The sequence below is a fragment of the Curtobacterium sp. MCLR17_040 genome (genome assembly GCF_003234735.1).
GTDB lineage: Bacteria > Actinomycetota > Actinomycetes > Actinomycetales > Microbacteriaceae > Curtobacterium > Curtobacterium flaccumfaciens.
The window spans coordinates 69,966-85,297 of record NZ_QKTE01000013.1; the positions used below are offsets into that span (position 1 = coordinate 69,966).

Below are 15,332 nucleotides of genomic sequence, written 5' to 3' on the forward strand. Positions count from 1 at the left end.
GTTCCCCTCCTGCCGCGGACACTGCCAGCACCGGCGCCCGAGCGGGCCGGCGCGGGGGGACGACAGCGAACCGCGGTACGGAAACCGTACGAGGCGTGGAGTTCGGGCGGAACCCGTTGACCCGGATCAGCCCGCTGTGCTACTGCTCCCGGGATCAGCGCGCGGTGCTCCCGCTCGGTGTCCCGGATGCGTCGTCCGCGTCGCCGGGTGCCACCGCCCGCGACCACGCCGAGTCGGCCGCCGTGCTGGTGTCCGCCGGCTCCGGCGTCAGCACGAGCCCCGACCCGGAGGTGGCCGAGGCGTAGAGGTCCTCGAGCCAGCTGCGGTTGATCGACGGCACCCGGCTGCCGGTGAACTTGAAGTGCAGGCTCACGTTGGGGTGCAGCCAGATCGTGCTGCGACCGTTGCCGTGGACGACGTCGTCCTTCCACGAGAACGCGAAGCGGTGGTCACGCCGGAGCATGTTGACGATGACGATCTGCAGGTGCGTGAGCGCGCGGTCGTCGATCCGCAGGTCGAGCGGTCGGCCGTCGTAGATGAGCTGCCCCATGGCTCCTTCTACTCCTGCGCTCCGGTGTGCGCGAGACCGGACGCCCAGGTGGTGATGGTGCGGTCGAACCAGACGGCGTCGACGTTGCGCTCCCAGGCGTGCTCGGCCGGCTCGCTGACCGCCAGTGTCACGGTGCCGGGGTGGGCATCAGCGAACTCCTGACTGGCCGAGAACGGCACCGTGGTGTCGCCGGTGGAGTGGATGAGCAGGGTCGGTGGCAGCGGCCGGGGTGCGCGCAACCAGGACAGCGCGCGCACGTCGACCGGCGACCGCAGCCCCACCAGCCGGCAGAGGACCGGGGTCCCCATCGCCCCGAGGGCAGCAGTCACCACGAAACCCGGCAGTCCCGCGCGGCGGGCCTGGGACCGGACGGTGACGGCCCAGTCCAGTGCGGGGGCGACGAGCACGATCCCGGCCAGGCGGTCACGGTGCGCCGAGCGGGCGAGGAGTTCGTGTGTGATCGTCGCGCCCATCGACCACCCCACGATGACGAGCCGTTCGGCGCCGTTCGCGACGGCGTGGTCGAGCGCCACTTCGACGTCCGCCCACTCGCGGGCTCCGAGGTGTGAGGCCCGGCCCTCCCACGGTGCCTCGCCGTCGCCGCGGAACGACGGGACGATCGAGGTCCAGCCGAGTTCGAGCGCCGCTGGGACGGTCCGGAGCGCGGTGACCCGGGTCGTCCGGATCCCGTGCACGTGGACGGCCCAGGTTCGGGCGGCCGCGGGGTCGGCGCACCGGGCAGCCATGGAGTCGGCACCCCGGGCAGCCGGGCGGCCCGGGCGCGCGGCACCGCCTGGCCCCGGCCGCACCACCCACGCGGGCGCCGGCCCCACCGGCGTCGGCAGCGACACCTCGGACCAGTCGACGTCCATCGCCGCCGGGTCCGGGTGCACGTGCCCGCTCCACCGCACCCGCGACGACACCGCGCCGGTCGTCCGCACCACGGCCCGGCGCACGAACCCGGCGGCTTCGTCGACCTCGAGCACCGGCCCGACGGTGGTGTGCCCCGGGCCGTCGTGCCACAGCCCGTACTCCCCCGGCCGCACGGTGTCGTCGGTGATCGGCAGCCGGACGGAGTCCGCGTCGGACTCGAGCACGGGCGTCCACCGGTCGCCACCGGGCAGCACGATCCTGCCGACGACCTTCCGCAGGACGACCAGGACGACCAGCCCGACCAGGCACACCGCCACCAGCACCACGAGCGCTCCGAGCACCCACCACACGATCGTCACGCCGTCATCCTCCGAGGCTCCGGGTCAGGGTCCGTTCCGCCGACCGCACCTGCGCGAGTTCGGCGTCGTCGAGGGTCCGGCCCTGCACCTCGGCGTCGCGGATCGCGATCACCAGGTCGTAGGTCCGGGCCTGCGGGTCCCCCGGCCGCTCGACTGCCCGCACGGCGTGCCGACGGGCGATGCGGCGCAGGCGCCGGTGGTGCCCGCGGTGGCGCAGGTCACGGCCCCACCGCCGGAACGTCAGCGAGGCCATCGCCACGACGATGAGCACGATGCCGAGGTAGAACGGCGGGTCGAAGGCCAGCCGCAGGCCGTCCCGCACCCCGGCCGGGAAGAGTCCGAAGTGGTCGGCGGTGAGCGAGGCGACCTCGTCGACGCTCGCCACGACGACCAGGGCGAGCCCGACGCGGAACACCACGAGCGCCACCGGGTTCTGCAGCACGCCGCGGCGCAGGGTCGTGGCGGCGATCAGCCCCACGCCCACCATGTACACCGTCCCGTAGAGCCACATCGGGGTCTGCTCGATCTCGCGCACGATGAAGTGGAAGTCGGTCCCGCCGCGCTCCTCGACCAGCAGGAACGGCACCGTGAAGGCCACGACCACGACGAGCAGCGCCACCGGCCTGGCGAGCACCGGGCGCTCCGGCAGGTCGTCGGTGCTCGCGCGCAGCATCAGCCAGAACGCAACGGTCGCGCAGACGTTCTGCACCAGGTTGATGAGGTTCGAGCCGCCAAGGGCACCGTCGAGCACCGGCTGCGGCACGACGCTGCCGAGGGTCAGGAGCCCGAGCGCCCCGACGCCGGTGGCACCCCAGGCCGCCCGACCACGGGGGTTCCGCAGCACGTACGGCGTGCGGGCGAGGAAGATCAGCGCCGCGAACCAGAAGGCCGCGGCGTGCAGGACGGCCATCAGCCGTAGGCCCGCTCGTCCGCGGCCGTGGCCCCGGCGAGCAGGACCGTCGCGAGCTCGTAGGCGAACCGTTCGGCGAAGTGCTCGTCGTCGTCGGAGATGCTCACGAGCCCGGAGTCGACGTCGAGTGCGCGACGGCAGACGTGGCCCCCGGCGGCGAACTCGGCGACGGACGACGCGGTCGGTGTGCCGACGTCGCCGTGCACCAGGTGCCCGAGCTCGTGCAGCACGCAGTGCATGCGGTAGAGCGGCGGTGCGTCGGCCGGCACGAGCACCAGGTTCTCGTGCTCGAACTGCGACACGAGTGCGGTGAGCGGACCCCAGCTCGGGCCGTCGACGTCGACGACGCGCGTGGGCTTGCCGACCATCCGACCGACGCCGGTCACCACGTCGGACAGTTGCGGCGCACGGGGCAGGGTGGCGACGAGGGCACGGACGGCACCGGACGCACCCAGCTGCTCCGCCATCGCCCCTCCGATCTCCGCGGCAAGACTACCGGCAGGTCCCCCTTGTGGACGAGACCGGCCGGACGTAACCTACAACCAAATGGTTGTACGAATCGAACTGTCCGACGCCGAGGTCGACCGGGTGTTCCACGCACTGGCCGACGCGACCCGTCGTGACATCGTCCGGCGCACGCTCGTCGGGTCGTCGTCCGTGAGCGAGCTCGCGGACGCCTACTCGATGTCGTTCGCCGCCGTCCAGAAGCACGTCGCCGTCCTCGAAGGAGCCGGACTCGTGAGCAAGGAGGCCCGCGGCCGCACCCGCATCGTGCGCGCCGAGCCGGAGCAGCTCGACCGGGTCCGCGCCCTCCTCGACGCCTACGGCCGCCTCTGGCACACCCGGATGGACCGCCTCGGCGACGTGCTCGACGGCGACGCGTCCGGACACCCAGCACCAGACGACACCCGACGACACCAGGAGCGATGATGCCCACCACGTCCGTCCACACCGATCCCGACACCCTCTCGATGACCCTCGTCGCCGAGTTCCCCGTCCCCGTCGAACGCCTCTGGGCCGCCTTCGCCGACCCGCGCCAGCTCGAGCGGTTCTGGGGACCGCCCGGGTTCCCCGCGACCTTCACGACGTTCGACCTGCGCCCCGGCGGCCGGGCCGACTACCGGATGACGTCCCCGCAGGGCGAGCGGTTCCACGCCGTGTGGCAGGTCACCGAGGTCGACGAGCACCGTCGCATCGTCTTCCGCGACCTGTTCACCGACACGGAGGGCACGGTCGACGAGTCGCTCCCCACCAGCGAGACCGTGCTGTCGTTCGGGCCGGCGGACGACGGCTCGCGGGTCACCGTGGTGTCCTCGTTCGCCTCGACCGCCGACCTCGACGCGATGCTCGAGATGGGCATGCTCGAGGGCTACCAGCAGGCGTTCGGCCAGCTCGACCGGGTGCTCGCCGACCTGCGCGAGTGGGCCCTCGGTGCGGGCACCGAGACCGAGGTCCTCGACGACACCCACGTCCGGATCACCCGGGCGTTCGCGGCGCCGCGACACCTGCTCTGGCGCGCGCACACCGAGCCCGACCTGGTGCGCCGGTGGCTGCTCGGCCCCGACGGGTGGGAGATGACGGTGTACGAGAACGACCTGACCCCGGGCGGCGCGTTCCGGCAGGCCTGGGCGCCGACGGGTGACACCGAGGGCGAACCCTTCGGGTTCGAGGGCGAGAACCTCGTCGTCGAACCCGAACGCCGGATGGTGTCGACCGAGCGCATGACCGGGGCGCCCTTCCCACCGAACACGAACGACCTGCAGCTCGACGAGGCCGACGGCGTCACGCTCATGACGCTGCTCGTCACCTACCCGGACCGGGAGCAGCGGGACGTGATCCTCGCGACCGGCATGACGGAGGGCATGGAGGCCAGCTACCAGCGGCTGGAACGCGAGGTCCTGTCCGCAGCGTGACCGGCAGACGGACGGGAGGCCCGTGGCGGCGCCGCCACGGGCCTCCCGTCCGTCCCGAGCAAGCGACAGATCCCTGCGCACGATCCGGGTCCGGTCCCCGAGAGCGACAGATCCCCGCGGATGTTCCGCGGGTATCTGTCGCTTTCGCGAGGGGCTGGTGGGCGCAGGCCGGCTACTCCGGCTGCGCCGACGCTTCGTAGTGCCGCGCGCCGCCGCGCACGCCCGCGAAGCGGAACGGCGCGGTCGTGACGCGCGGACGCTCGACGTCCTCGCTGGTGGCGGCACCCGCGGCGTGCAGCGCGCGGTACGCGTCGACCGTCAGCGGGACCCGTGCCTCGAGCAGCGACCGCACGCGACCCGCGCGGCGGTGCTCGCGGTAGTCGGGCCGGACGGTGCCGGTGATGAGCTCACCGACACTGCCGGAGCCGTAGCTGAACAGGCCGAGCCGCTCCCCCGCCAGGTCGTCGTCCAGGTCGAGCAGTGCTGCGAGCCCGATCCAGAGCGACGCCGTGTAGGTGTTGCCGGTCTGCCGGTTGTAGGTGAACCCGATCGCCAGGTCGGCCTCGTCGAACGGTGCGCCGACGTGCTGCGTGAGCTTGCGGTGCGCCTTGATCGCCATCTTGGTGAAGGGCTGGTGGTGCACGAACCGGGCGATGTCGTCGTACGCGGGGCCGCCCTGTTCCGCCAGGTCGTCCCAGGCGCCGACGAACGCGTTGACGTACGCGCTCACCGAGAGCCGCCCGTCGACCAGCGCGGTGGAGCGGTCGTTCGGCCGCCAGAAGTCGTCGACGTCCGCCGTGTAGACGCCCGCCGCCGGCTCGATCTCGATCAGGTCGGGGTCGGCGGACACCAGGATCGCGGCGGCACCGGCACCCTGCGTCGGCTCGGCAGGGGTGTCGACGTCGTACCGGGCGACGTCGGCGGCGATGACGAGCACCCGCTCGTGCGGGGCGCGCGCGACGATGCCGAGTGCGAGCTGCACCGCGGCCATCCCGCCGTAGCAGGCCTGCTTCAGCTCGACCACGCGGACGGCCTTCGGCAGCCCGAGCAGGCCGTGCACGTACACGCCGGCGGCCTTCGACTGGTCGACGCCGGACTCGGTGGCGAACAGCACCGTGCGGATGCCTTCGACGCCGTGCCGGTCGATGAGCTCCTTCGCGGCAGCGGCGCCCATCGTGACGATGTCCTCGTCGGGCGCGGGCACGCTGAAGGCGTCCTGCCCGATGCCGACGTGGTACTTCGCCGGGTCGACGTCGAGCCGCTCGGCCAGGTCGTCGAGCTCGAGCACGTGGTGCCCGGTCGCGATCGCGATGTCGTGGATGCCGACGCCGGTCATGCGGCACCCCCTGCGGGCTTCGTGCCACGGCGTTCCATGGCGACGTGGGCGGCCATCAGCTCGCCCGGGTTGGTCTGTGCGGCGAGGAGCGAGAGCTCCCCGCACAGGACGGTCGCGGCGCACAGGGCGGCGAGGCGGCGGGCGTTCCCGCCCGGCTCACGGTCCTCGCGGCAACCGAGGCGCACCAGGGCGTCCTCGACGACGGGCAGGTCCCCGCCCTTGCCGTTGCCGACCGTGCCGACGATCAGGTGCGGCAGCGAGGTCGCGAAGTACAGGTCGCCGTCGCGGTCCTCGGCGCTCGTGATGCCCTGCGAGCCCTCGACGATGTTGGCGGCGTCCTGCCCGGTGGCCAGGTAGAAGCCGAGCAGCATGTTCGCGTAGTGCGCGTTCGCCGAGCGGATGGCCCCGGCGATCGTCGACCCGATCAGGTTCTTCGCGATGTTCAGCTCGACGATGCGCGCGGTGCTCGACCGCAGGCGCTTCTCGACGACCTCGCCGGGGATCACGATCTCGGCGATGGTGTTGCGGCCGCGGCCACGGATGCCGTTCACCGCGGTGGCCTTCTTGTCGGTGCAGAAGTTGCCCGAGACCGAGACGTACCGCAGGCCCGGCTGCCAGTCCAGGATCGCCGGCAGCAGCTTGTCCGCCGCCTGCGTGACCATGTTGTGGCCGGAGGCGTCGCCGGTGGTGAACGCGAAGCGCAGGAACAGCAGGTCCCCGACGATCTCCGGGTGCACCTCGATGAGCTTGGCGAACCGGCTCTGTCCGGACACGATCGCGGCGAGCTCGTCCTGGCGCGCGAGGATCTGCCCCGCGGCGACGTGGGCCGCGGCGGCGCTGTCGGCGCGGACCACGACGGAGCGGGTCATGCGCTCGTCGACGACGGTCGCGACGATGCCGTCCTCGACCATGCGCGAGATGCGGGCGCCGCGGCCGACGGACGGCCAGAGCGGCGACTCGTAGGTGGCGAGGGGGACCTCGTGCTCCCCCTGCACGGCGTTGCCGCTGACGCGGATCGGACCGACCCACTTGGTGGGGATCGGTGTGAGCAGGTCACTCATCGAGGGCTCCTTCTGGTGCTCGCACCGCGACGCTGAGGTGTCTGATGTCGTGCGCCTCCCAGGCGCGGTGGATGCCGGCGGGGTCGGTGTCCGCCGGGACGAGCGCGATGCCGCAGTCGCCGCCGCCGGCACCGGACGGCTTCGCCGCCCCGCCCGCCGCCTCGACGACGTCGCACAGGGTCGCGAGACGCTCGGTCTCGATCTTCGACCCGACCGAGTCGCCGAGACGCTGCAGCAGCCCGCGGGCGCGTCGGAGGGCACCGAGCGTGCGCTCGGTGTCGCCGGTCTGGAGGCCCGTGGTCAGGTCGTCGACGGCGCTGCGGCTCTCGTCGAGGAACGCCTGGTACCCGCCGTTGCGGTGCCGACGCACCACGTCGACGAGCTTCGTGGTGGACGCGGGCGAGCCGGTCCAGCCGACGAGCAGCTGCAGGTTCTCGGGGGCGGGCAGCCGCTGGACGTCGAAGCCGTCCCACGCGTCGGTGTCGGTCAGGATCGCGGACACGGCGTGGTCGCCGAGCATGGCGGCGAGGCGCTCGCGGTCCGGGGCGCTGTAGCGCAGCCAGCCGCCGAACGTGCTCGCGGCGAGGTCGCCGCCGGAGGCCCGGGGGTTCACCCGGATGGTGGCGAGCAGGGCGACCTGGAAGCGCTGGCGCTGCGTCAGGCCGATGCCGTAGAAGCGGTCGAGGGCACCGACGGTGGCGACGGTGACCGCGGCCGAGGACCCGAGCCCGAACTTCCGGCCGCTGGCGTCGTCCAGTTGGCTCTCGATGCGCAGGTCGTGGAACCGCGGGGCGATGCCGTGCTCGGCGCGGAGCTTCTCGACCAGGTCGATCGTGGCCATCACGTAGTCGTAGGGGTGGTGCTCGCGGTCGAGCGCCAGGCCGTCCTCGGCACGGGTCCACGTGAGCGGCAGGTGCCCGTACTCCTCGGAGTGCACGCTGCCCGCGCCGTGGCCCTCGCGCACCTTCGCCGTGATGGCGCGGTCGAGGGCGATCAGGACGGACGGCTGGCCCGGCTCGACGACGGCGTACTCGCCGGCGACGAACAGCTTGCCGTGTGCACGGAACTCGATCACTGCGCGGACTCCTTCTGGTCGGGATTGCTCCCGGTCTCTTCGGAGCGGAGCACCCGCGCGGCAGGTCCGGTGCCGGACTCGATGACGTCCCCCAGCGACGCGAGCGCCCCGGCGACGGCCGCCCGGTCCTGCGGCTTCGTGAGCACGACGACGTTCGGGCCCGCGTCGGCCGTGGCGTAGGCCTCGGTGCCGCCGGCACGCAGCTCGGCGACGGCGTCGAACACGGCGACGCTGCGGGCGTTGAGGTAGCGGATCGGCGGGAACGCGCCCTCGATCGTCGCGTGCATCCGGAGCGCGTTGCTCTCGGTGATCTCGCCGATGCGGGTGAAGTCGCCGGCCGCGCAGGCCGTGAGCATGTCGCCGACGGTCTCGGTGGTGGAGGTCACCCAGGCCGGGTAGAAGGGCGACGTCGCGATGGTGCGGCGCATGGCCTCGCGGGACCCGATCGGCTTCGGGCCGGCGTCGATCGTGACCACGACCATCGCCATCGGCGGGGCCGGGATCGGCTCGGCGAAGGAGCCCTGGTCGTCGCCGGCGTGCCAGACGGCGACACCGCCGGGGATCGAGCGCGTGGCCGAGCCGGAACCGCGACGTGCCAGACGGGACAGGTCGCGCGGCGACAGGTCGAGGCCGTAGGCCGCGGCGGCGGCGGTCGCCAGGGCGGCGAAGCCGGACGCGCTCGAGGCCAGCCCGGCACCGGTCGGGACGGTGTTCTCGGACACCACCGACGCCCGCTCGGACGACCCCGCGAGCTCGCGCACCAGGTCGAGGAACTGCTGCACGCGCACCAGCGCACCGTCGTCGACGACGTGACCGTTCAGCGTGAACGCATCACGGGCCTCCCGTCCGCCGTCCACCGTGACGGTGGTCGTCGTCGGGAACACGTCGAGCCCCATCGAGACGCTGCCCGTGGCGGGCAGCGCGAGCTGCGCGTCCGCCTTCCCCCAGTACTTGACGAGGGCGATGTTGGGGTGCGCGACGGCGGTGGCTGTCAGCAAGCGCGGGCTCCGATCGTGGTGGTCCAGGTGGCTGCGGCCCCTGCGCCGCGGAGTGCGGCCGCGATGCGGTCCGCGTGGTCGTCGTCCGCGGCGAGCGCGAGGACGCACCCGCCCCGCCCGCCGCCGGTGAGCTTCGCGCCGAGGGCGTCCGCAGCACGTGCGGCGTCCACGAGCCGGTCCAGGTCGTCACTCGACACGTCGAGTGTGCTGAGCAGGTCGTGCGCGGCGTCCATGGTGGCACCCAGAGCCTGGGCATCGCCGTCCTCGAGTGTCCCCCGTGCCCGACGGGCGAGCGCACCGATCCGGTCGATCACGGTGCCGACACCGACTGGGTCCTGGTCGTGGCGGGCGCGGACGGCCGAGACGGCCTCGCGGGTGTGCCCGGGGACGCCGGTGTCCGCGACGACGAAGGTGAACCGGGCGCCGAGCGTGACGGGTTCGATCTGGCCGCCCTCGAACCAGACCGGCGCGGACGCGACGACGCCCCGGGCGTCGAGGCCGGACGGTCGGCCGTGGGCGACGCGCTCGCACTCCTGGATGAGCTCGTGGTGGGTCTCGACGTCGAGGGCTTCACCCAGGGCGTCGGCGACGGCCGCGGTCACGGCGGCGGCGACCGCGGCGCTCGAGCCCATGCCGCGGGCGGTCGGGACCTCGCTGTCGACCCGGACGTGGAAGTGGCGGTCGGTGACCCCGAAGTGGCGCAGGGTCGCGGTGACGGCGGTGACGGTCGGCATCACGGCCGCGGGTGCGAGGTCGAGGGGGCCGGTGTGCACGGTCGACTGCAGGCTGTGACCGGGCTGCTCGGCGTCGGCGGCGACCGGGGTGACCGTCGCCACGACCCGCGCGTCGAGCACCGGCAGGACGAGAGCGGGTGCGCCGTAGACCACGGCGTGCTCACCGATCAGGATCGTCTTGCCGTGGGACGACGCCGATCCGTTGCCGGGGGTCGTGGTGGTGTCGAGGTCGCTGCTGCTCATCTTGGGTCACGTCAGCCTAACCGTCCGGGTCGTCGACGTGTTCGTCAGCTGGGCATCCGCTGCATCGAGTTGTGCACAACTTGGTTGCGTGACAGTGTGGACGCATGCCCGTGACCGACGAGATGGTGTGCTTCTCCCTCTACGCGGCGTCCCGCGCCACCACGCAGGCGTACCGCTCGATGCTCGAACCCTGGGGTCTGACGTACCCGCAGTACCTGGTGCTCGTGACCCTGTGGGTCGAGGGCGACCAGACCGTCTCGAGCCTCGGGGAACACCTGCAGCTCGACTCCGGCACCCTCTCGCCACTGCTCCGCCGCATGGAGCAGAGCGACCTGGTCCGCCGCGAGCGCCGCAGCACCGATGAGCGCGTCGTCACGGTCACTGTCGGTGACCGAGGCCGCGAACTGCGGTCCGAGCTGAGCGGCATCCCCGCGCGCATCGCCGCCGGGATGGGCCTGGCCGACGAACGTGCCGCCGCCGAGCTCATCGCGACGCTGCACCGGCTGACCGAGACGATGCACGCGGCTGCCGACCCCGAGCACGACGCCGCGGGCGCCGGCGCTGGCGCCGTTTCGCGCTGAGCGACACCCCGCGGCCACGTGCGCCCGTGAACTGTCGCTGAGCGCGAGAGCACGCCGCACACCCCCGAACTTCACGATCCGCCCCACAAGGAAGGAACCCCATGGAAACCCTCTACACCGCCGAGGCCCTGGCCACCGGCGAAGGCCGCAACGGCCACGTCGCCACGAGCGACGGCACGGTCGAGTTCGACCTCGCCATCCCGAAGGAGATGGGTGGCTCCGGCAACGGCGCCAACCCCGAGCAGCTCTTCGCCGCCGGCTACGCCGCCTGCTTCCACTCCGCACTGCAGGGCGTCGCCCGCAGCCAGAAGGTGAAGATCACCGACTCGTCCGTCGGCGGTCGCGTGTCGATCGGCCCGAACGGCAACGGTGGCTACCAGCTCGCCGTCATGCTCGAGGTCGTCATCCCCGGCCTGGAGCACGACCAGGCCCAGGCCCTCGCCGACGCGGCCCACCAGGTCTGCCCGTACTCGAACGCGACCCGCGGCAACATCGACGTCACCATCGTCGTCTCGGAGGACTGACCCATGAGCACCACCACCCCCACCACCATGCGCGCCGTCGTCCACGAGACGTTCGCCGAGCCCGCCGACGTCCTCGAGGTGCAGGAGCGCCCCGTCCCGACGCCCGGCGCCGGCGAGGTCCTCGTCCGCACGGTCCTCTCCCCCATCCACAACCACGACCTGTGGACCGTCCGCGGCACCTACGGCTTCAAGCCGGAGCTCCCCGCCGCCTCGGGCACCGAGGCCCTCGGCGTCGTCGAGGCCCTCGGCGAGGGCGTCACGAACCTGCAGGTCGGCCAGCGCGTCGCCGGCGGTGCCTTCGGCGTCTGGGCCGAGTACTACACCGCCAACGCCGCCGGGCTCGTCCCGGTGCCGGACGCGATGACCGACGAGGCCGCCGCCCAGCTCGTCTCGATGCCGTTCAGCGCCATCAGCCTGCTGCACTCGCTCGACCTGCACGAGGGCGACTGGATCATCCAGAACGCCGCCAACGGTGCGGTCGGACGCATGGTCGCCCAGCTCGGCGCCGCCCGTGGCATCAACGTGATCGGACTCGTCCGTCGCGCCGCCGGTGTCGACGAGCTCCGCGAGCAGGGCATCGACCGCATCGTCGCCACGGACGCCGACGACTGGCAGGACCAGGTCGCCGCGATCACCGGTGGCGCCCCGATCATCGCGGGCGTCGAGTCGGTCGGTGGCAAGGCCGCCGGCGACATCGCGTCCGTGCTGGGCGAGAACGCCACCCTCGTCGTCTTCGGCGCGATGGCGTCGCCGACGCTCGAGATCCCGTCGGGCAAGGTCATCTTCGGCCAGCTCACCGTGAAGGGCTTCTGGGGCTCCGTCGTCAGCAAGACGATGCCGGCCGAGACGAAGGGGCAGCTCTTCGGTGAGCTCATCACCCGCGTGCTCGACGGCTCGCTGACGCTCCCCGTCGCCGAGACCTTCGCCTTCGAGCAGGTCCGCGACGCCGTGCGCGCCAGCGACACCGCCGGCCGAGTCGGCAAGGTGCTCCTGCGCCCGTAGCGCGACCACAGAACGGACGGGCGCGCCCCGCTCAGCGGCAACGCGAAGCGTTGCGCGGGGCGCGCCGACCGAGCCTGCGAGGGAGGACGGTGCCAGCTGGCACCGGGCCTCCCGTCCGTCCGCTGGTCCGTCACATGGCCTCCTTGATGCCCCGACGCACCAGCCACGCGTTCACGGGGTAGGAGCAGACGAAGCCGGCCACCATCGCCAGCTGCATCGCCACCCAGAACTCCGGCGAGAAGACGCTCGCGCGCCCGCCGACGAATGCCGGGAACACGACCAGCTGCCACACCGCCATCAGGCCGTACATGCCCACCTGCCACGCGATGATCGACAGCGTGTCGGCCTTGAGCGCGGCGACGAGCCCGGCCCGGACGCCGAGGCCCCGCATCGGCGCGATGGCGAAGTACTGGAACGCGATGCCGAGCACGAACGCGATGACGAAGTCGACGATCCACCCGGCGACCATCCGGTCCTGGTAGAGCGACCCCAGGCCGACGACCACCCCGAGCGCCGGGAACGCCGCGAGCCCGAACTCGCCGATCAGGTCGCCGAGGGCGCAGCCGGCCCCGCAGTGGCTCGTGTCGATCGCGGTGCCCGCCCACCGTCCGTGTCCGGGCGCCGAGGCCCGCCCCCGACGCAGGTAGAAGACGAGCCACACGACGCTGCCGAAGAGCATCGTGAGCGGCCACACGAACGCCATGACGCGCATGTGCGGCGGCCGACGCACCACGTCGACCGCCACGAACACGGCGCAGCCCACGGCGACCACGAGCAGCGCCGAGCACACCACGTTCAGGGCGGTGGGGAAGTCCTGCAGCACCAGTTCCGTCACGCCTCCATGCAACCAACCGGGCGGCGACGGTGGATCCAGTGAGCAGAAGACGCCGGGTGCCCTGGGGCGACCCGACGTCTTCTGCGCACTCGGTGCGGCGTGGTGCGGACTAGCGGCGCGACGCCTTCACGGGGACGGTGAAGATGTTGCCGGTGGTGACGCCCTCTTCGACCTCTTCGAGGGTGCGCCCGCGGCTCTCCGGCACGAACTTCCAGATGAAGAGCAGCGCCAGCAGCCCGACGACCCCGAAGCCGAAGAACGTCCCGGTGATGCCGGTCGCAGCGACGATCGTCGGGAAGTACAGCCCGAGGAACGCGTTCGCGATCCAGAGGCAGAACACCGAGATGCCCATGCCGAGCGCACGGATCTGCGTCGGGAAGATCTCGGACAGGACGACCCACACGGCGATGTTGAGGAAGGTCTGCATCGAGCCGACGAACGCGACGACCAGGAACAGGATGACCCACGGGCGGGCCGGGTTGCCCTCGGGCAGCGCCACCGACGCGATGCCGATGAGGAAGTGGCAGATCGTCGTCAGCGTGAACCCGAGGATCAGCGTCGTGCGGCGGTTGATCTTCTCCATGTTGTACAGCGCGATGACGCCACCGACGACGGCGATCACGCCGGGGGCGATGTTCGCGATGAGGGCGGCCGACGCCTGGAACCCGGACTCGATGAGCACGGTCTGGCCGTAGTACATGATCGAGTTGATGCCGGTCAGCTGCTGCGCGACGCCGAGCCCGGCACCGATGAGCACGATGCGGATGAGCCACTTGTTCCCGCGCAGCGTGTGCCAGCCACTGACGCGCTCGACCTTCGCTTCGAGGTCGTTGCTCCGCTTGATGTCGTCGAGCTCGGCGCGGGCCCGATCGGTGGTCCGGACCTGCTCGAGGACCGAGAGCGCCTCGTCGTAGCGGTCCTTCGACGCGAGCCAGCGCGGAGACTCCGGCACCCGGAGCATGCCGACGAACAGCGCGATCGCGGGGAGCGCGCAGACGGCCAGCATGACGCGCCACACCCCGTTGCCCTCACCCCAGATGTTGCCGATGAAGGCGTTGACCACGAACGCGGCGAGCTGACCGATCACGATCATGAGCTCGTTGCGGCCGGACAGGGACCCGCGGATCTCGTACGGCGCGAGTTCGGCGAGGAACACCGGGACCACCGTGGATGCGCCACCCACCGCGAGGCCGAGGAGCACACGACCGACGACGATGACCTCGAACGTCGGCGCGAACACGCAGATCAGCGTGCCGACGAAGAACGTGACGGCGAGCAGGATGATCGTCTTGCGGCGGCCCCAGCCGTCGGCGATGCGGCCGCCGAGCATGGCGCCGATCGCGGCACCGAAGAGCAGCGAGCTGGTGACGACACCCTCGGTGAAGTTCGTGAGGCCGAGCTCGGCCTTCATCGGGTTCAGGGCACCGTTGATGACCCCGGTGTCGTACCCGAAGAGCAACCCGCCGAACGTGGCGACGAGGGCCAGCACACCGAGTCGTCGGCGGTGCGGCCCGGTCCCCAACGGGGGCAGTGCGACAGTCGGGGCTGTCGGTTTGATGTCGACCATTCGGTGACTCCTTCGTCGGTGATCGCGCGTCAGTGCGTGGACCGATCGTAACCCGAATCCATGTCCTGTCAATTGGACATTCTGTCGTCAGGTCGTTTGGATCGGTCCACAGAAGGCCTGATGAGGACGGGAGCGGTCCAATCCGCGGATCGGGCTCAGCGCTCGTCGTCGACGGGGCCGTCGCCCAGGACGTCCCCCAACGAGGCCATGTCGGCACCGTGATCGGTGTAGCGGCGCACGGTCCGTCGGGCGGCGGCACTCGCGGCGCCGGACAGGGCGGGGTTGCGTCGGGCGGCGTCGGCGACGCGTCCGGCGTGCCCCGCGGTGGAGAGCAGCACGTTCGCGAGCGCGCGGGCGTCGCCGCGCTCGGGGACCCCGGTCACGGTCCACGCCGTGCGGACCTGGGCGTCGGGGGTGACGCCACGACGGGTGCCCATCCGGTGCCAGTCCGACAGCACGCCCTCGGTGCGCGAGGCGGCGCGGTCTGCCTCTCCCGCCCGACGGCGTGCGGCGTCACGTGCGTCGGACTCGGTGTCCGAGCCCTCGACCGTGTCGTACCGGTCGGTGAGCCCGTCGGCCCGGCGCCGGACGCTGTCGGCACGTTCACGCGCTGCGACGTCGTCACCACCCGCCGCTGCGATGCGGGCGGCGTGCGCGGCGGCAGCCGCGGCGAGGATCTCCGAACGCTCCATGCCCTCGACCGTAGCCGCTCCGACCGACACCATCTCGCCCCCTCGGCAGCTGGACTGCGTCCCGGGACACAGTCCGCCG

The 15,332-nt window shown here is 72.1% G+C and carries 17 protein-coding genes; 5 read left to right on the forward strand and 12 right to left on the reverse strand.

Translation table 11 applies throughout. The features are described from left to right. Positions 1-154: 154 nt before the first annotated feature. Genes DEJ01_RS12110 through DEJ01_RS12125 form a run of 4 tightly spaced genes read right to left on the reverse strand, consistent with a single transcriptional unit; the run spans position 155 to position 3,159 of the window. A complete protein-coding gene (locus DEJ01_RS12110; RefSeq protein WP_071247046.1) occupies positions 155-550 on the reverse strand; it encodes an ATP-dependent DNA ligase in 396 nt (131 codons plus the stop codon). 8 nt (positions 551-558) lie between these two features. After that, positions 559-1,782, reverse strand: a complete 1,224-nt coding sequence (locus DEJ01_RS12115; RefSeq protein WP_111093109.1) for a S9 family peptidase — start codon at positions 1,780-1,782, stop codon at positions 559-561. Between the two features lie 4 nt (positions 1,783-1,786). After that, a complete protein-coding gene (locus DEJ01_RS12120; protein ID WP_110864111.1) occupies positions 1,787-2,692 on the reverse strand; it encodes a hypothetical protein in 906 nt (301 codons plus the stop codon). Further along, entirely contained in the window at positions 2,692-3,159 is a 468-nt protein-coding gene (locus DEJ01_RS12125) for a hypothetical protein (RefSeq protein WP_111055098.1), read from the reverse strand. Before DEJ01_RS12125 ends, DEJ01_RS12120 begins: the two co-directional genes overlap by 1 nt. A 79-nt stretch (positions 3,160-3,238) precedes the next feature. On the opposite strand from DEJ01_RS12125, the gene DEJ01_RS12130 reads away from it, so the two are divergent. Both DEJ01_RS12130 and DEJ01_RS12135 read left to right on the forward strand, forming a co-directional pair. Further along, complete coding sequence (locus DEJ01_RS12130; RefSeq protein WP_071406097.1) at positions 3,239-3,622, forward strand: helix-turn-helix transcriptional regulator; 384 nt, start codon at positions 3,239-3,241, stop codon at positions 3,620-3,622. Then, positions 3,622-4,605 carry an SRPBCC family protein gene (locus tag DEJ01_RS12135; protein ID WP_111093124.1) on the forward strand — a complete coding sequence of 328 codons (984 nt, stop codon included), beginning with the start codon at positions 3,622-3,624 and terminating at the stop codon, positions 4,603-4,605. The genes DEJ01_RS12130 and DEJ01_RS12135 overlap by 1 nt, the downstream gene beginning before the upstream one ends. A 172-nt stretch (positions 4,606-4,777) precedes the next feature. Here DEJ01_RS12135 and DEJ01_RS12140 read toward each other — a convergent pair whose 3' ends face one another. From DEJ01_RS12140 to mvk, 5 genes are read right to left on the reverse strand one after another with little or no spacing between them, the layout of a single operon-like run. Then, complete coding sequence (locus tag DEJ01_RS12140) at positions 4,778-5,941, reverse strand: hydroxymethylglutaryl-CoA synthase (RefSeq protein ID WP_111093110.1); 1,164 nt, start codon at positions 5,939-5,941, stop codon at positions 4,778-4,780. Beyond that, the gene (locus DEJ01_RS12145; RefSeq protein WP_071406099.1) at positions 5,938-7,002 is read right to left on the reverse strand and encodes a hydroxymethylglutaryl-CoA reductase; all 1,065 of its coding nucleotides are present in this window, start codon (positions 7,000-7,002) and stop codon (positions 5,938-5,940) included. Before DEJ01_RS12145 ends, DEJ01_RS12140 begins: the two co-directional genes overlap by 4 nt. After that, positions 6,995-8,077 (reverse strand): phosphomevalonate kinase, encoded by a 1,083-nt coding sequence (locus DEJ01_RS12150; protein WP_111093111.1) that lies wholly within the window; start codon positions 8,075-8,077, stop codon positions 6,995-6,997. The genes DEJ01_RS12145 and DEJ01_RS12150 overlap by 8 nt, the downstream gene beginning before the upstream one ends. After that, a complete protein-coding gene (gene mvaD / locus DEJ01_RS12155; protein ID WP_111047298.1) occupies positions 8,074-9,075 on the reverse strand; it encodes a diphosphomevalonate decarboxylase in 1,002 nt (333 codons plus the stop codon). The genes DEJ01_RS12150 and mvaD overlap by 4 nt, the downstream gene beginning before the upstream one ends. After that, entirely contained in the window at positions 9,069-10,052 is a 984-nt protein-coding gene (gene mvk, locus DEJ01_RS12160) for a mevalonate kinase (RefSeq protein ID WP_111093112.1), read from the reverse strand. The genes mvaD and mvk overlap by 7 nt, the downstream gene beginning before the upstream one ends. A gap of 104 nt (positions 10,053-10,156) precedes the next feature. Here mvk and DEJ01_RS12165 point away from each other — a divergent pair, with 104 nt between their 5' ends. The 3 genes from DEJ01_RS12165 (at position 10,157) to DEJ01_RS12175 (ending at position 12,159) form a co-directional block, all read left to right on the forward strand. Continuing rightward, a complete protein-coding gene (locus DEJ01_RS12165) occupies positions 10,157-10,633 on the forward strand; it encodes a MarR family winged helix-turn-helix transcriptional regulator (protein ID WP_181438436.1) in 477 nt (158 codons plus the stop codon). Between the two features lie 101 nt (positions 10,634-10,734). After that, on the forward strand, positions 10,735-11,157 hold the full coding sequence (locus DEJ01_RS12170) for an organic hydroperoxide resistance protein (protein WP_071406102.1): 423 nt from the start codon (positions 10,735-10,737) through the stop codon (positions 11,155-11,157). A 27-nt stretch (positions 11,158-11,184) separates the two neighbouring features. Further along, entirely contained in the window at positions 11,185-12,159 is a 975-nt protein-coding gene (locus DEJ01_RS12175; RefSeq protein WP_111093126.1) for a zinc-binding dehydrogenase, read from the forward strand. Between the two features lie 130 nt (positions 12,160-12,289). On the opposite strand, the gene DEJ01_RS12180 is transcribed toward DEJ01_RS12175, so the two are convergent. The 3 genes from DEJ01_RS12180 to DEJ01_RS12190 form a co-directional block, all read right to left on the reverse strand. Next, positions 12,290-12,994, reverse strand: coding sequence for a DUF4396 domain-containing protein (locus DEJ01_RS12180; RefSeq protein WP_220038686.1), 705 nt, complete (start codon positions 12,992-12,994; stop codon positions 12,290-12,292). Positions 12,995-13,103: 109 nt separating this feature from the next. After that, on the reverse strand, positions 13,104-14,561 hold the full coding sequence (locus DEJ01_RS12185; RefSeq protein WP_111093113.1) for a sugar porter family MFS transporter: 1,458 nt from the start codon (positions 14,559-14,561) through the stop codon (positions 13,104-13,106). A gap of 155 nt (positions 14,562-14,716) precedes the next feature. Then, positions 14,717-15,253 (reverse strand): hypothetical protein, encoded by a 537-nt coding sequence (locus DEJ01_RS12190; protein ID WP_071405966.1) that lies wholly within the window; start codon positions 15,251-15,253, stop codon positions 14,717-14,719. Positions 15,254-15,332 lie beyond the last annotated feature (79 nt).